This window comes from Marinicella gelatinilytica (assembly GCF_026410405.1).
Classification (GTDB): Bacteria; Pseudomonadota; Gammaproteobacteria; order Xanthomonadales; family Marinicellaceae; genus Marinicella; species Marinicella gelatinilytica.
The window spans coordinates 115,442-131,749 of record NZ_JAPMLN010000006.1 but is presented as its reverse complement, the minus strand read 5'-3'; the positions used below and the strand labels follow the sequence as shown (position 1 = coordinate 131,749).

The following is a 16,308-nucleotide window of genomic DNA, read 5'->3' as shown; positions in this document are numbered from 1 at the left end:
TTATAAACTAAATTGAGAATAATTTTTGAATGTAACCAACATCAAAACGACCTTATGAAGGTCGTTTTGATGGGTTTGAATTAACTGTTTTCTTGTGCAGAGAGTTCAGCTTGACGTAAATCTTTACGTAAGATTTTACCGACATTGGTTTTTGGTAATTCATCCCTAAATTCAATTATTTTTGGTATTTTATAGCCGGTTAAGTTCTCACGACAATGGGCAATAACATCCTCTGCGGTGAGGGCTTTATTATTGCTAACGACAAATAGTTTTATTTTTTCACCGGAACGTTTGTCGGGAATGCCAATGGCTGCGGCTTCGACAATATTAGGGTGCAAAGTGGCAGCATCTTCAATCTCATTTGGGTAAACATTAAAGCCAGAGACCAGTATCATGTCTTTCTTACGGTCAACAATTTTAAAATAACCCTGTTCAGTCATAATCGCAATATCACCGGTTTTTAACCAGCCATCAATAAATGTCTCGGCTGTTTCTTTGGGCCTATTTAAATAGCCTTGTGAAACCTGAGGGCCTTTAATGCATAGTTCGCCCGGCTCTCCAACCGGTAAAGGCTGGTTATCGTCATCTCGAATTTGACAGAGTGTTGATGGAATAGGTAAACCAATGGTGCCGTTATAAGCATCCAGTGGAATCGGGTTGATACATGCGGCCGGCGATGTTTCCGTTAAGCCATAGGCTTCAGCTAAGGTAATCCCGGTCACCTTTTTCCATTGTTCCGCGGTGCCTCTTTGCACAGCCATACCGCCGCCTAAAGCAAATTTAAACTTTGAAAAATCTAAATCCTCAAATCCGGGCGTGTTTAGTAGGCCGTTAAACAAAGTATTCACACCGGTCATTACGGTGAATTTATGTTGGCCAAGCTCTTTCACAAAGCCCTTCATATCTCGCGGATTAGTAATGAGAATATTTTTTGCACCATAATAAGAAAATGTCAGCATATTCGCAGTTAATGCAAAAATATGGTAGAGCGGTAGAGCGGTAATGGCCACTTCTTGATTGTTTTCATCCAGTTCGCTGCCTATCCACAATTTAACCTGCATAACATTAGCCACCATGTTTCGGTTGGTTAGAATTGCACCTTTTGAAACACCCGTGGTGCCACCGGTGTATTGTAAAAAAGCGATGTCATCTAAATTCCGTTTAACTTTTTTTAATTTAAGCTTGTTCCCGGCTTGTAAAACCTCTTTAAATTGTTTGGCCTCAGGTAAATTAAATTTAGGCACCATTTTTTTGACGTATTTGATAACAAAATCCATGATTTTGCCTTTTAAACCACCAACCATTTCGCCGATACTGGTGGTGATAATCTGTTGGACCTGAGTGTCTTCAACAATTTCTGCTAAACAAGCAGCGGTGTTTTCAATGACCAGAATACCTTTGGCTTCAGAGTCATTAAGTTGGTGTTTGAGTTCACGGGGGGTATATAGTGGATTAATATTGGTGACAATCATACCCGCTCTCAGTATCCCTAAGACAGCAATCGGGTATTGCAACACGTTGGGCATCATAATGGCTATCACGTCGCCGGTTTTAAAATGTTGTTGCAGATAAGCCGCATATTGTTGCGAATATCGGTCTAATTCGGCGTAAGTTATGCCTTGACCAAAATTAACAAAAGAAGTTTGTTGAGCATATTTTTGACATGAAGAGACCATCATTTCAGCAACGTTTTGATAGAGGTATTCACCAATTTCTGCAGGTATGCCTGGTTTATAATGATCCAGCCAAGGTTTATCTATTTTCATATTGTCCCAATGAGTTATCTAATACCATTTCTGCGAATGGTTTATGAATAAAAGGTTCTTGACTGTTTAAAGAATCAGTAAATTGAACCGCTTTTAATAGAGATCCTTACATTAACTGTTAATCAATATCATGGTTTAACGCCAACCACATTGGGTTAAGAAACTGACCTCAGTGGCACCATTAACAAGTTGTTTGACTTGTGTTTCTTGTCAGGATTGCTGGGGTTTTAGTTTCTGTTTGCACCGACAAAAATTAATTTAAAGGTCTCAAAAGTATTTAATCATAAGAAATCTTAACAACAGATCATACTTATGTATGAATCAGTGAAGATAATCTTAAAAAATGATCATATCAATGTTAAATGTTTTTATGACAATTTTCTACTTATTTGATAGACTTTAAGTTTACCTTTCACGTACTGCTATATGCCGACAGATTTGTTGATTCACGCACCTCAACCCCACACCATTGGTGTTTTGGTGTTGACCTTGGTGGCTTTGGTGTTGTTCACCCGGGAAAACATTAGCTTAGAGACCTCCAGTTTCTTCGTGTTATGCATGTTAGTTATTGGGTTTCAGATTTTTCCCTATCAACAAAGTGATGGCGGCTTCTTTCCGGTCAGTTCTTTCTTTTTGGGGTTTGGTAACGAAGCGCTGGTGGCAGTTTGTGCTTTAATGATAGCTGGGCAGGCTTTGGTACGTACCGGTGCCACTGAGCCGGTGGGAAGGTTTCTGGCTAAAATGTGGGGAATAAGTCCATCTTTATCACTTTTAATCACATTAATTGTCGGTGCTGTGCTGAGTTCTTTTATAAATAACACGCCAATCGTGGTGTTGTTATTGCCGGTTCTGATTAATGTATCTCTTAAAACCGGACAATCCCCTTCTGGTACCCTGATGCCTATGGGTTTGGCTACTCTTTTAGGTGGTATGTCAACCACCATCGGTACTTCAACAAACTTGCTGGTTGTTAAAGTGGCAGAAGGTTTGGGGGTTCCTGAGTTTGGTATGTTTGATTTTGCTTTGCCGGTGATCATGGCCAGTGTTTTAGCCATCCTTTATTTGTGGTTGGTGGTGCCACGAATTATTCCTGAACGGTTACCACCTTTGCGTGATACCTCGCCGCGGGTGTTTACCGCTGAGTTAAAAATTAATGAAGGTAGTTTTGCAGACAATAAAACATTAGCAGATATTCGTGATAAGTTGGATGGCAAAATTTCCATATCACGGATAGTGCGTGGTGATAACTTATCTATTGCGACGTTGCCGGATGTGGTTATTCATGCCGGTGATCGATTGGTGGTGACAGATACGCCTGATAATTTACGCGAATATGAAGTTGAACTTGGTGCTTCTTTGTACACCGGAAGAAAGCAGGTCGGTGAAAGCAACCCTTTATCGGCAGGTGATCAATCAATTGCTGAATTGGTGATTACTTCTGGGTCTTTATTAGACCGGGTGCGGGTTGGAGATGCCCGTTTAGAAACCAAGTTCGGATTAACTTTACTCGCCATTCATTCCCATGGAAAAGAAACCTCAGCAATGTCAAAAGGGGTGAATGACCGGGTTATTCATCAAGGTGATGTGTTGTTGGTACAAGGCAGCAATGAGGCCATCAAAGCAGTTAAAAAGTCCGGTTCTTTGTTACTTTTAGATGGTGGAGAAGAGTTGCCACATACTGAAAAAGCACCGATTGCATTGGCAGTAATGGCAGCGGTCGTGGCTTTAGCGGCTTTTAACATCATGCCGATTGCAGTGAGCGCCACAGTTGGTTGTTTTGTGCTTATTGCCACCGGTTGTCTTCGTTGGCATGACGCCACCCGTGCATTAAGTACCCAAGTGGTGTTAATTATTGTTGCTTCTTTGGCATTAGGGTCAGCCTTAATGGCCACCGGTGGTGCAGATTTCTTAGCCAATGTGTTTGTGGTTACCACCCATGCTTTGGCGCCGGGTATGGTTTTGGGTATTTTGATGTTAGTGATGGCCATTTTAACCAATGTGGTTTCTAATAATGCCACCGCTGTGATTGGTACACCAATTGCAGTCAGTATTGCACAACGTATGGGCATGCCGGTGGAGCCATTCGTGTTGGCGGTGCTGTTTGGTGCCAATTTAAGTTATGCCACACCAATGGCCTATAAAACCAATCTGCTGGTCATGAATGCGGGTGGTTATAAGTTCAATGATTTTGTGCGAGTGGGTATCCCCTTGGCGTTAATCATGTGGTTGTCATTAACAGGATTATTAACGTGGATTTATCAACTTTATTGATTGGAAAATAGATGGGTGAACAAAATATAACGCGGGGTGATAACCATGAGGCCAAACGCTTATTTACGCGAGCGGTTCTAAATGATTTGCGTGCTTTGGAATTAATGATTGATCAGGGGTTAATTGAGTCAGGCGCACGCCGCATTGGTGCCGAACAGGAAATGTTTATTACAGATCAAAATTACAGCCCGAAATTAACGGCGTTAAAAATTCTAAACGACATTGATGACCCGCGTTTTACCAATGAAATTGCGCTATTTAACTTAGAAGCCAACTTAACACCCCGTCGATTTAAGGGAAGCTGTCTGCGTGAAATGGAAGCTGAGATGAATGAAGTCATGGCGTTAGCTAAGCAAGTGGCGGCCAAACATGATTCAAAAATTATTTTAGCCGGTATTTTGCCCACATTACGGCAGTTGGACTTGACCATGGAGAGCATCACACCGGTTGACCGTTATTATGAGCTCAATGATCGCTTAAAAGAAATTCGTGGTGATGATTTTCGCATGGAAATCAGAGGCATCGATGAGTTGTCTGTGACACACGATAACTTTTTATTGGAAGCGATGAATACCAGTTTCCAAATTCACTTTCAAGTCAGTGGTCATGAATTTGTCGATATGTATAACTTATCGCAAGCCGTGACCGGGCCTTTGATGGCTGTGTCCGTCAATTCCGGCTTGATACATCATTATCGATTGTGGCATGAGTCACGGATTGCTGTGTTTCAGAATTCCATTGACACCCGTTCAACCGCTCACCAGAAACGTGGTACCCAAGCGCGGGTGCATTTCGGTAACGAATGGATAGAAAGCATCGTAGATGTTTTTCGGGATGATATTTCGCGCTTTCCGGTGGTGCTGACTACTGATTTTGAAAAAGATCCGGTGGCCATGGTAAAAGCCGGTGTGATACCAAAATTAAAGGCTTTGATGCTGCATAATGGCAGTGTTTACCGTTGGAATCGGCCTTGTTATGGTGTCAAAGATAACATACCGCATCTGCGCATAGAAAACCGAGTTTTACCTTCCGGCCCCACCACTGCTGATGAAATTGCCAATGCCGCTTTTTATTTTGGCATGATGTCAGGATTAATGAATGACGCAGATAAAATCCCCGGTAAGTTGCGTTTTTCAGATGCTAAAAACAATTTCTTACAAGCCTGCCGCAGTGGTTTGGAGTGTCATTTTAATTGGTTTGGCGGGGATACCATGCCTGCCGCAGAATTAATTCTGAAAGAACTGCTACCCATTGCTGCAGAGGGGCTAAAAAGTTCAGGTATTGATGATGAAGACATTAACCGTTATTTAGGTATTATTGAAAAGCGGGCAGAAACAAAGCAAACCGGTGCTAAATGGGCCATTAAATCCATCACTGAAATGGACAAAGAGGTGCATTCAGACGAAAAAGTGCGTGCCATAGTAGCAGCCATGGATCGCAATGAGTCAGCACAAAAGCCCGTCCACGAATGGCCTTTGGCTGAATTGGAAAAAGACATTGATTGGCGGGCATCCTATCATCGATTGGGACAGTTTATGACCACCAAATTAATCACCGTCAGGCCTGATGATTCCATGGATTTGGCAGCCAGCATCATGGATTGGAAACGGGTTCGTCATGTACCTGTGGAAAATGATAAGGGTGAGTTGGTGGGTTTGATTTCTCATCGCTCGATTATCAAAAAAATTGTTGCCGGCGAACGAGAGGAAAGTGTTGCCATTCGAGACATTATGAATCCGAACCCGATTTATGCTTACCCACAAACCAGCACCGTAGAAGCTTTGCAAACAATGCGCACTGAACGCATTAGTTGTTTGCCGATTGTCGATGAGGACAATACCTTGGTTGGGGTAGTGACTGAATATGATTTTATTAAATTAGCCACTAAAATTTTAGAAAATGATTTGCAAGATTATCACGATGACAGTCAGCAGCAAATGGATTAAATAAAACCAACAGGAGCACACATAAAATGAGTATATGGGATAAATTATTTGGTGAATTGATTGACGTTATTGATTGGACTGACGACAGTCGCCATACATTGGTTTACCGTTTTCCGCGGCATGGTAATGAAATTAAAAATGGTGCCATGTTAACGGTTAGAGAAGGGCAAATAGCGGCCTTAGTCAATGAAGGCGAATTAGCGGATATTTTCACCCCAGGACTTTACCAACTAGAAACTGCCAATATGCCAATTTTGTCCACTTTACAAGGCTGGAAGCATGGCTTTGAAAGTCCCTTTAAGGCAGAGGTTTACTTTTTTAATACCCGTACATTTACTGATATGAAGTGGGGGCTACGCAATCCTTTGATCTTGCGAGATCAAGAATTTGGAGTGATCCGAGTCAGGGCTTTTGGCAGTTATACTTTTAAGATTAGTGATCCGGCGGTATTGTTGCGTGAAATTGTTGGTACCGATGGTCACTTTGTATTGGAAGAAATCATTGGGCAATTAAAAAACCTGGTGGTCAGTGGTTTTGCTCAAGTCATTAGCCAGTCTGGTGTGCCGGTATTGGATTTGGCTGCTAATTATGATGATTTAGGTCGTTTCCTTACCCAAGAGTTATTACCGCAATTTTCTGCCTATGGTTTGTCATTAGAGCAATTATTGGTTGAAAATGTGTCGGTACCACCGGCTGTGGAAAAAGCTTTGGACGAACGTGCCGGATCCATTGCCGTGGGAGATCTTAACCGCTTTACCCGTTACCAACAAGCTCAAGCCATGCGTGATGCCGCTAACCAGCCGGGTGCCGCCGGTGGCGCCATGGGCATGGGCATGGGGTTTGGTATGGCGCAATCTTTCGGCCAAGCATTGGCTAAGGGTGATGACACTGATCCTTTGCAGCCACCTCCCATGCCAGATAATGTTAAGGAAGTGAAGCACTACTATGTGATTATAGATGGCGATCGTATTGGGCCTTTTAATTTAATGGCCATCAAAGAGCTCGTCGATAAAGATCAACTGAATGCAGACACGTTAGTGTGGACAGCCGGTTTGGATGACTGGACTGGGGCGGATCAAGTCAAAGAAATAAAAGCACTGTTACAGCAACAGCCGCCACCAATGCCCAAATAACGGCAATTTAATGATTCAATATGCACACTTTAAATGTCAGCAGTGTGGATCAGACATGGATTATGCCATTGGTCAACATTCGCTGCAATGTGTCAGCTGCGGTGCCGTAAACCCAATAGAATCTGTTCGTGATTATGAAGATAGTCCGCATGATTATGAACTGACCAAGCAGCAAATCAGCTTGCTCAAGCCGCAATCCAGTCAATTGGAATTACATTGCAGTAATTGTGGTGCCACTTTTTTAATGGCAGTTGATCAGCATGCCGGAGATTGTCCTTATTGTGATCTGAACATCGTGGTGCCGGCTGTTAACCACCGTCAATTGGCACCTGATGCTATTTTACCCTTTGCTGTGGATGATAAAACGGCGAATCAGTCATTTAAAAAATGGCTTAGAAAGTTATGGTTTGCACCTTCTAAGTTAAAGTTAAAAGCATTTAAATCACAACCGGTTACGGCTGTTTATATTCCAATGTGGAGTTTTGATGCAGAGGTGAATAGTGATTATAGAGGCCGGCGAGGTGACTATTACACCACCTATCGAACGGTCACCCGACGGATAAACGGTCGAACCCAAACAACACAACAGCCTGTACAGGAAATTCGATGGCGTTCGGTGAGTGGTCATGTCTTTAATGTTTTTAAATATGTGTATACATTCGCGTCAAAAGCATTACCTGATAAGTTTTTAAACTTTCTCAGCACCTGGGATTTGCAGCAAGCTCAAGATTATAATCCGGCGTATATCAGTGGTTTTCAGTCACAGCTTTATCAAGTTGGCATCGATGTCGGTTATGATCAGGCAAAATCAATTATGGCGATAATCATTAGAGCGTCTGTGCGCCGAGATATTGGTGGTGATCAACAACAAATCCAGCAGCTTAACTCGTACTATGACAAGGTTAAATTTCGCTTAATTTTGGTACCGATTTATATGGCCGCTTTTAGCTATAAAAAGAAAGTTTATCGCTATGTGGTTCATGGCCAATCAGGTCAGACTTATGGTGAACGGCCATGGAGTTGGTTAAAGATTGCCAGTGCAGTGCTATTTTTGGCATTAATTATCGCGCTGGTTATTGGCTATAATCAGTAAACTGACGTAAATTGTCAAAAAAATTGTGAGGCTCGTCACAGTAATTGCATGAAATCACTGGTTTTGATTTTTTAATTGTTTTATTAATAAAATTAAACATTCGTTGAAAATTCACTTGTTTTTAACGGACCCATCAATATAATGCCCGACTTAATTTAGAAATTCCAGATATTGCTTTAGCTTCATTTATAGGGTATCAGTAGTGCATAAAAAACTGGCATTTATTGGATCGGTTGGATCTGGTAAATCAACAATTATAAAAAATTTAAGTACCATCCCTGTTTTGGATACAGATGTAGATTCTTCCCAGGATATTGGTAAAGTTCAAACCACGGTAGGGATTGATTATGGTCATATTCCTTTGGATACTGATAACTCTCTAGGTCTTTATGGGGTGCCTGGTCAACGTCGTTTTTCATTGATATGGGATTTTGTTAAGGATGGTTTATGGTCAGTGGTTATTTTGGTTAAAAATAGAGACCAACAATCCATTGATGAGCTACGGTATTTGTTGGAATATTTTGAAATAAATTCTGAAATTCCGTTTATTGTTGCCATTACCCATTTAGATGGGCGAGCAGGTCAGAAGACCAGCGAAAAAATAAAACATATTTTACTGGATTATGGATTAAATCCGCCCATTTACAAAATAGATCCCAGAGAAAAAAATAACGCACAATTAATTATGGACACCTTGCTGGCAATAAGTGAGGTTATTGAGGGAACTCATGTTAGAAAGAATATTTAAAAAAACCGCTGAAAAAATAGAATATCTTAAGCTGATTAATTTAAGTACAGCCGATGGGTTTGAAATCTTAACCCACAATCTGAAAGCTGAACAAACGGCTTCTGACAAATTGGCGGCGACAGTCAGTTCCTTGGCATCACTCAGTAATGTGGCTTCCAATCAGTTGGTTGGTGACAATCTGGTTATAACCAATATAGAAACAGCAAAAGGTCAAATGTTGATTGTAAACACACACTACCAAGCAAAGCCTTGTGTCTTATGTTTGTTAACAGGGGATAAGCAAAATATCGGCCATGCCAGATATTATGCGCTGAAAGTTGCGAAACACATATCAGAAATTTAAATTTTAATAGGAATAATTAATGTCCAATATAAATAAAGTATTAAATGAATTAATGGAAATTGATGGTGCCAAATGTGCTTCGATTGTTGATTATGAATCAGGCAAGATGTTGGCTGAATCATGTTCGGGCTTTAACATGGAGTTGGCTGCAGCGGGTAACACTGAGGTTGTGAGAGCCAAGATAATCACCTTGGATAGCCTTGGCTTAGCAGAAGATATTAAGGATATTTTAATCACACTAAACAATCAATACCATATCATTAATCCCCCCAATCAAATTGCTGGTATTTTTTTATATTTGGTGCTTGATATTGAGAATTCAAATTTGGCACTGGCCCGACGAAGGGTGGATCAATTATCTAATATCATTAAGACATGAGTGTAAAAACTAATCCTTGATCTTCAATAAGAGAACCGGATTAATCTGCAGGTCTAAACAATAGGGCTTTATTATGACTACATTGAACAGCACCTTATGGGGGCGCATTGAAAGCGCTCCTTTAAAGCACAGTATTCGAGGTTATTTATACTCAATCTCTGAATGGCCGACTTTCAATGTCCTTGAGTATCAATATGAATTTATTTTAATCAGTGCTCATTTGGCTTATCAACCGCTTTCAAGAAGTGAGCTTACCGAGGTAACCGGTTATCAAGATTATGTCGTTGATTACTATTTAAATACGGCTTACTTATTAGACATACTAAAATTAGTGGATAAAAGTATTGAAAAATCGACCTTTAAAACAGGTTTTATCAGTTCTTTCACCGAAAAATTAAAATCGGTTTTTGATAATTAGAGACCTGTGAATTAATATTTTGTGACATAGTTATTGCTAACAATATACTTTTTTAATTAAAAAGTTTAAACTTGGCAGGTGTTCAACAACGTGGGGCTTATCCTTACTTTAATGACTGACGACCAGAGTAATAAAGACACGGACGAAGATAGTTCGCAACGAACGTGGTTATCAAAATTAACCAACCTTTTTAATGATCAACCCCAAAGTCATGATGATATTTTGGAAATCCTCAATATCGCTCATGAGGATGGCTTAGTTGATGCGTATGCGCTTAGTATGATGAAAGGGGCGTTAAGCGTCTCTGAGTTACAAGTAAGGCAAGTGATGGTGCCCCGCTCACAGATGGTGGTGGTTCCGATTGACGCCACCATTGAGCAGGTCTTACCCATTATTGTGGAATCAGGTCATTCACGGTTTCCGGTGGTGGGGGAGGATAAAGATGAATTAGAAGGCATTTTATTGGCCAAAGATGTTTTGCGGACATTTGTCAAAGAGGAAAAAGATTTTAACCTGAAGGAATTGACGCGACCTGCCGTCGTTATTCCCGAATCAAAACCCATCAATATCCTCTTGCAAGAATTCAGGACATCTCGAAATCACATGGCGCTGGTTATTGATGAATATGGCGGTGTCGCTGGGTTGGTGACCATTGAAGATATTTTGGAGGAAATCGTCGGAGAAATTGATGATGAGTATGATAGCCAAAATGATCCGTTTATTCTCAAGTTATCCGACAAAAAATACCGAATCAATGCCTTAACAACCATCACTGAATTCAATGAATATTTTGAATTAGATATTGATGACAGCGAATTCGATACTGTCGGGGGTATGGTGGCTAATAAAGCCGGGCGCTTACTTGATGAGGGCGAAACTATTGTTATTGATCACATGATTTTTACCGTTACTCAGTCTGATAAAAGGCGTATCTTATTCTTAGATGTGGAATGGGCTTAATTCGGTCAATTGGCACATATAGTCTGTTTGTGTTTTTATTTTTTTCGGCACAGGTTCACAGCCAGACGGTGCGTTTAATCACCGTTGGTCCGGGTGATGCTTTTTGGTCTGTTTACGGACACACGGCCTTAGCCATCGATAATCAGGTATATGCATTTGGTTACTTCGATTTTGCAGAAGATAATTTGGTTAAGGCGTTTATTTTAAATGACATGCGTTATGCCATGGGTGTCAGTAATCTATCAGATGAACTGTATCAAGCTGAATATGAGCATCGGCAATTTAGTGAACAAATTTTAGATATTTCACCGTTAGCAACATCCCAACTCAAACAGCAACTGAAGCAACATTATTTACCTGAGAATCGACACTATCAGTATGACTATTTTTATAATAACTGCGCCACAAAAATTCGTGATTTAATCAATCAGGTCACTGACGGTAAATTATATCAACGTTCTCAGACCTTGAGTCCATATAGTTATGCAGACTTGACCTTACCGGCTTATCATCAATCCACCATGCGCTTTGGTTTGGCGCTTGGATACGGTTATCAAGCCTATCAAAATATAAGTTATTGGCAGACCATGGCGTTTCCTATGGCTATGGATCAATTTATCAGTCAACAAATGGCTGATTTGGTAACTAATGAGTCCATTATTTACCAACCGCCGGAAGAGTCATGGCGAATTATTAGGGATCATGCATTTTTTCTGATGCTTCTCACTGGATTGCTCATCGGTTTCTGCATTAAGCCACTGCGTGGTAAAGTTATAATTGTTTGGTTTTATCTGGCCAGTTTAATCGGTGTCGTCATATTGCTGTTATGGTGGGTGTTGCCACATCCCATTGCCGATGGTAATTTTAATGTGTTATTGACCAATCCATTGTTATTTTTAGCTGTAAAACGTCGTCCGGCCAAACTTACTGTGCCAATACTTATGGTTAGTCACATTTTGTGGTTGGGCTTTGCTTGCTATTGGCAGGCTTGGTATTTGGTGCCTCTGGCGGCGGTACATATGTTGTTTTTGTGGATACTACAGCAAAAATCTGTACAGGCTAAGAGTCAGAACTTTGCGGAAAATTAATTTGTCCTTTACTGGTATTTTGCATACTTTCTTTAAATTCTTGGATGTGCTGATCGGGAAGAGTGACTCGCATATCAGCACCTTGTGTGTTAAATGATTCTTGTTTGACATGACCATTAAACTGTTCGCAAAAAGCGTGGACGCTTTGTGTGTAGGCAAATGGAACCTGAAGATTAATAGTTGATTTGGGAACGTGCCATTTAAAAGACGCTGATTGTAAGCTTTTAGCAATCACACCACCATAAGCGCGGGCTAATCCACCTGTACCTAACTTTATACCGCCATAATGGCGGATGACCAGAGCGCCGACAGCGTCAAACCCGGCGCCATCAATGGCTGCCAACATGGGTTTACCGGCCGTGCCGGACGGCTCACCGTCATCATTAAAACGATATAGTTGACCCAAACGGTAAGCCCAACAGTTGTGAGTAGCTTGGGGGTCACAATAGCGACTTAAGCGTTGTTCAAAAGTCGCTATACTGTCAATTGGAAAGCATATACCGATAAAGGTTGATTTTTTTATATCTTCCTCAAATCGGTGGGCTTTTGTCAGGTTTTTAAAGGTCTGCAAACTCGTCAGGAATTTTCGTGTCGGGGAATTGTGTTTCAATAAATTGGACTAAGTATTTTGCCTCATCAAATTTGTTTTTATCAATTAATTCAGGCAAACGATTGACGGCTTCTTCTCCTGTCTTAAATTTCATTGCAAATTGCATAAAATAAGGTGAGCGTTTTCTAATTTTTTCGTGTTCTTCTGTATGCATATTTTCTGTCATATCTAGTCTTTTCTTGTCATAAGAGACCACTTTAATTTCTGGCTCTTTTTCTTCTTGAACCACTGGTTCAGGTGTGTTGACCGGCTCATCACTTTGGGTCATTTTATAGCCCAAGGCCACTGCAAAGATAATGGCAGCGATAATAACAAAACCAAAGACCATAGATTTAGATTGGTTGGCCATAATTTAAAAATCCTCTTAATTTAAATGCTGGGTTAGAGCGTCTATTTATCTAAACGTTCCACAATTTTGCTGAGAATTTTACCTGATTTCAGCTTGGTTTCAATCAATTCATTGGCTTTCACTTGTTGTTGGTCAACAATAACTTCTCCGTTAAGCTTTGTGGTGTAACTGTAACCGCGAGTTAATACAGACAGCGGGCTCAATGAAGCTAATTGACTTATTTGATTGTGTAAAGCGTACTGACTTTTTTGTTGCTTGCTTTTTAATAAATGCTGCATGAATTGTAAGTTTTGTTTAACCTTGCTTTGTAAACGCTCTAAATCGGGGCGTTGACTCTGCAAGTTTATTTTGTATTGGTTTAATTGTGATTTGGCTTTGTCGCGGTGTTGCATCGCAGCTCGGTTTAATAGATGAGTTAAATGATTAAGCTGGTGGTGTTGTTGTGAAATATGTGTGCTGGGGTGACGCTTTTGTAAGCGATATGAAAAAACATCAATTTTCTGCTGATTGTTTCTTAGGGTATTTTGCATGAGCAAATTGAGGTATTCTGCTTGATTTCTTAACAACTGATTGTTTTCTAAAAACTGTCCACTGAGGCGCTCCCCGGCGGCAGTTGGTGTGATGGCAACCTCATCAGCTGTTAAATCAGCAATACTGATGTCGCGTTCATGGCCAATGGCTGTTAAAACAGGTGTTTTTAAGGCAGCCATTAATCGTGCTAAACGTTCATCATTAAAACACCATAAATCTTCTTGCGAACCACCACCACGGGTTAATAGTAATGTCTGATGATTCGCCTGATCTGCTCGATTGAGCGCATGCACCATGTCATCAACAGCGGTATGGCCTTGTACGGCTGTTGGGTAAATGGTGATATTGATAAGTGGGTTTTTTCGTTTAATAACTTCTAGAATATCTTTAATCGCCGCTCCATTGGGTGAGGTAATGATTCCAATATCATCGATTAGCTTTGGTAACGGTTTCTTGTTGGTCTGGTCAAATAAACCTGACAGTTCTAATTTTTGCTTTAATTGTAGAAATTGTTGTTGCAGAAGACCACTACCGGCATCCAGTGCTTTAAGCACATTAATTTGTACAGTGCCGCGAGGGGCGTACATGGATAAGTAACCAAATAAGATGATTTGTTGTCCATTTTCAACAGTCATCGTTGCTTGTTGTTTAAATAAAACACAACGAATACTGGCATCATTGTCTTTTACACTAAAATAACTGTGTCCAGCATTTGAACAAAAGAGATCACTCACTTCACCGGTTAGCCAAAAACTATTTAATTCTGATTTTAAAAGTTTGGCAAGGGCTTGGTTTAATTGTGATGGTGACAACGGGTTTTGCGCGTTGTTGGTGGAGTTTATATACATATGTTCAAAAGACCTCTTGATAAGTCATGAATTAAGTAAAAATGTTAGAAAAACTAAACTTCTGTGTTAGAAAAACTCGTCTGGAACGAATTTTCACGTAGCCCCAAAGGGGTGAAGCGCAGGGATGCGTTGCATAAAACTTGCTTCGGTTCGCTTACACCAAGGACCTATTCGCTTTTTATTCGCAGGCTTCTTGCCATCGGTAAATCGTCTGCGAAATAATTGGGTCTATTAATCGCGTTTCCTGCCTTGAACTTCAGATTTTCAAATCATTTTTTTCAATAACCCAGACTTATGCAGAGGTCTATTTATTGTTTTATGGTAGAATACGCCGCTAATTTTCTAATCCAGGTGACCGCCATGAGAATTGCTTACGATGCCTTAACCTTTGATGATGTCCTGTTGATTCCCGACTATTCTGATATCTTACCAAAGGACGTTAATTTGTCCACTCAATTGACCCGTAATATACGGCTTAACTTACCCATTGTTTCTGCGGCTATGGATACTGTTACTGAGTCTCGTTTAGCCATTGCTATGGCGCAACTGGGCGGTATCGGCGTTATTCATAAAAATATGAGTGTAGAACAACAAGCCGCTCATGTGGCATTAGTGAAAAAATTTGAATCCGGTGTGATTAAAAACCCGATTACTGTTGATCCTTACACCACCATTCGAGAAGTTTTGGCGTTAACCAAAAAACACCGTATTTCCGGTGTGCCAGTTGTTGATAAGGATGAGCTGGTGGGTATTGTTACCAGCCGAGATATGCGATTTGAGACAGAATTGGATGATCCTGTGCGTAATATTATGACCCGAAAAGATCGTTTAATTACAGTGGGAGAAAATGCCAAAGAAGATGAAATTCTTGGGTTGTTGCACCAATACCGCATTGAAAAGGTACTGGTGGTTAATGATCAGTTTGAATTGAAAGGTCTCATCACGGTTAAAGACATTCAAAAATCACAAGATTTTCCCTATGCTGTTAAGGATAAGGAGGAGCAGCTGCGTGTGGCCGCTGCGGTGGGAGCCGGTGGTGACACTGAGCAACGGGTCGCGGCACTGGTCGAAGCCGGGGTTGATGTCATCGTTGTAGATACTGCCCATGGTCATTCAAAAGGTGTGATTGATCGGGTTAGACATATAAAACAACAATATCCATCGGTTGACATCATCGCTGGTAACATCACCACCGGTGAAGCAGCTAAGGCTTTGGTTGAAGCCGGTGCAGACGCTGTCAAAGTGGGTGTTGGTCCTGGTTCTATATGCACAACACGTATTATTGCCGGTGTGGGTGTGCCTCAGATATCTGCCATTGATGACGTCGCCAAAGCTTTGCGTGGTACCGGAATCCCATTAATTGCCGACGGTGGCGTTAGGTACTCAGGCGATTTGGCTAAAGCCATTGTGGCTGGTGCTTCCACGGTAATGATGGGCGGTATGTTTGCCGGTACTGAAGAAGCGCCTGGTGAGGTGGAGTTATACCAGGGACGTACCTTTAAATCTTATCGCGGTATGGGTTCTTTGGGCGCCATGGATAAAGGCTCTAAGGATCGCTATTTTCAAGATGAAGTAGATACTGAGAAATTAGTCCCCGAAGGCATTGAAGGTCGAGTCCCCTTCAAAGGCCCTTTGGCGCCGGTTGTGCATCAGTTAATGGGTGGTCTGCGCGCCAGTATGGGCTATGTGGGGTGTCATAATATTTCTGATATGCAAAGTAAACCTAAAATGGTTCGTATTACAAGTTCTGGGGTGCAGGAATCACATGTGCATGATGTGCACATTACCAAAGAATCTCCCAACTACGGCGCCAGAAATTAAGAGA

At 41.1% G+C, this 16,308-nt stretch carries 15 protein-coding genes; 11 read left to right on the top strand and 4 right to left on the bottom strand.

Features of this window, described 5'->3' with window-relative positions:
- Window positions 1-80: 80 nt before the first annotated feature.
- The gene (locus OS173_RS05735; protein WP_267183309.1) at window positions 81-1,766 is read right to left on the bottom strand and encodes an AMP-binding protein; all 1,686 of its coding nucleotides are present in this window, start codon (window positions 1,764-1,766) and stop codon (window positions 81-83) included.
- Between the two features lie 426 nt (window positions 1,767-2,192).
- On the opposite strand from OS173_RS05735, the gene OS173_RS05730 reads away from it, so the two are divergent.
- From OS173_RS05730 to OS173_RS05685, 10 genes are all read left to right on the top strand, one after another.
- Window positions 2,193-4,037: an SLC13 family permease gene (locus tag OS173_RS05730; RefSeq protein WP_267183308.1), complete on the top strand. Its 1,845-nt coding sequence runs from the start codon at window positions 2,193-2,195 to the stop codon at window positions 4,035-4,037.
- Between the two features lie 11 nt (window positions 4,038-4,048).
- Complete coding sequence (locus OS173_RS05725) at window positions 4,049-5,983, top strand: CBS domain-containing protein (RefSeq protein WP_267183307.1); 1,935 nt, start codon at window positions 4,049-4,051, stop codon at window positions 5,981-5,983.
- Between the two features lie 26 nt (window positions 5,984-6,009).
- Window positions 6,010-7,116 carry an SPFH domain-containing protein gene (locus OS173_RS05720; RefSeq protein WP_267183306.1) on the top strand — a complete coding sequence of 369 codons (1,107 nt, stop codon included), beginning with the start codon at window positions 6,010-6,012 and terminating at the stop codon, window positions 7,114-7,116.
- 55 nt (window positions 7,117-7,171) lie between these two features.
- Window positions 7,172-8,209: a hypothetical protein gene (locus OS173_RS05715; RefSeq protein WP_267183305.1), complete on the top strand. Its 1,038-nt coding sequence runs from the start codon at window positions 7,172-7,174 to the stop codon at window positions 8,207-8,209.
- A 202-nt stretch (window positions 8,210-8,411) separates the two neighbouring features.
- The gene (locus OS173_RS05710) at window positions 8,412-8,957 is read left to right on the top strand and encodes a GTP-binding protein (RefSeq protein ID WP_267183304.1); all 546 of its coding nucleotides are present in this window, start codon (window positions 8,412-8,414) and stop codon (window positions 8,955-8,957) included.
- On the top strand, window positions 8,938-9,300 hold the full coding sequence (locus OS173_RS05705) for a roadblock/LC7 domain-containing protein (protein WP_267183303.1): 363 nt from the start codon (window positions 8,938-8,940) through the stop codon (window positions 9,298-9,300). Before OS173_RS05710 ends, OS173_RS05705 begins: the two co-directional genes overlap by 20 nt.
- Before the next feature lie 19 nt (window positions 9,301-9,319).
- Window positions 9,320-9,679 (top strand): hypothetical protein, encoded by a 360-nt coding sequence (locus OS173_RS05700; RefSeq protein WP_267183302.1) that lies wholly within the window; start codon window positions 9,320-9,322, stop codon window positions 9,677-9,679.
- Window positions 9,680-9,752: 73 nt separating this feature from the next.
- Window positions 9,753-10,097: a hypothetical protein gene (locus OS173_RS05695; protein ID WP_267183301.1), complete on the top strand. Its 345-nt coding sequence runs from the start codon at window positions 9,753-9,755 to the stop codon at window positions 10,095-10,097.
- Between the two features lie 111 nt (window positions 10,098-10,208).
- Window positions 10,209-11,057 (top strand): HlyC/CorC family transporter, encoded by an 849-nt coding sequence (locus OS173_RS05690; protein ID WP_267183300.1) that lies wholly within the window; start codon window positions 10,209-10,211, stop codon window positions 11,055-11,057.
- Window positions 11,058-11,086: 29 nt separating this feature from the next.
- Window positions 11,087-12,145: a lipoprotein N-acyltransferase Lnb domain-containing protein gene (locus OS173_RS05685; RefSeq protein WP_267183299.1), complete on the top strand. Its 1,059-nt coding sequence runs from the start codon at window positions 11,087-11,089 to the stop codon at window positions 12,143-12,145.
- Here OS173_RS05685 and OS173_RS05680 read toward each other — a convergent pair.
- From OS173_RS05680 to xseA, 3 genes are read right to left on the bottom strand one after another with little or no spacing between them, the layout of a single operon-like run.
- Complete coding sequence (locus OS173_RS05680; RefSeq protein WP_267183298.1) at window positions 12,117-12,716, bottom strand: IMPACT family protein; 600 nt, start codon at window positions 12,714-12,716, stop codon at window positions 12,117-12,119. The two genes, OS173_RS05685 and OS173_RS05680, sit on opposite strands and share 29 nt — an antisense overlap.
- Window positions 12,703-13,104, bottom strand: coding sequence for a hypothetical protein (locus tag OS173_RS05675; protein WP_267183297.1), 402 nt, complete (start codon window positions 13,102-13,104; stop codon window positions 12,703-12,705). Before OS173_RS05675 ends, OS173_RS05680 begins: the two co-directional genes overlap by 14 nt.
- 41 nt (window positions 13,105-13,145) lie before the next feature.
- A complete protein-coding gene (xseA, locus tag OS173_RS05670; protein ID WP_267183296.1) occupies window positions 13,146-14,483 on the bottom strand; it encodes an exodeoxyribonuclease VII large subunit in 1,338 nt (445 codons plus the stop codon).
- Between the two features lie 360 nt (window positions 14,484-14,843).
- On the opposite strand from xseA, the gene guaB reads away from it, so the two are divergent.
- Complete coding sequence (gene guaB / locus OS173_RS05665) at window positions 14,844-16,304, top strand: IMP dehydrogenase (protein WP_267183295.1); 1,461 nt, start codon at window positions 14,844-14,846, stop codon at window positions 16,302-16,304.
- Window positions 16,305-16,308: the final 4 nt, after the last annotated feature.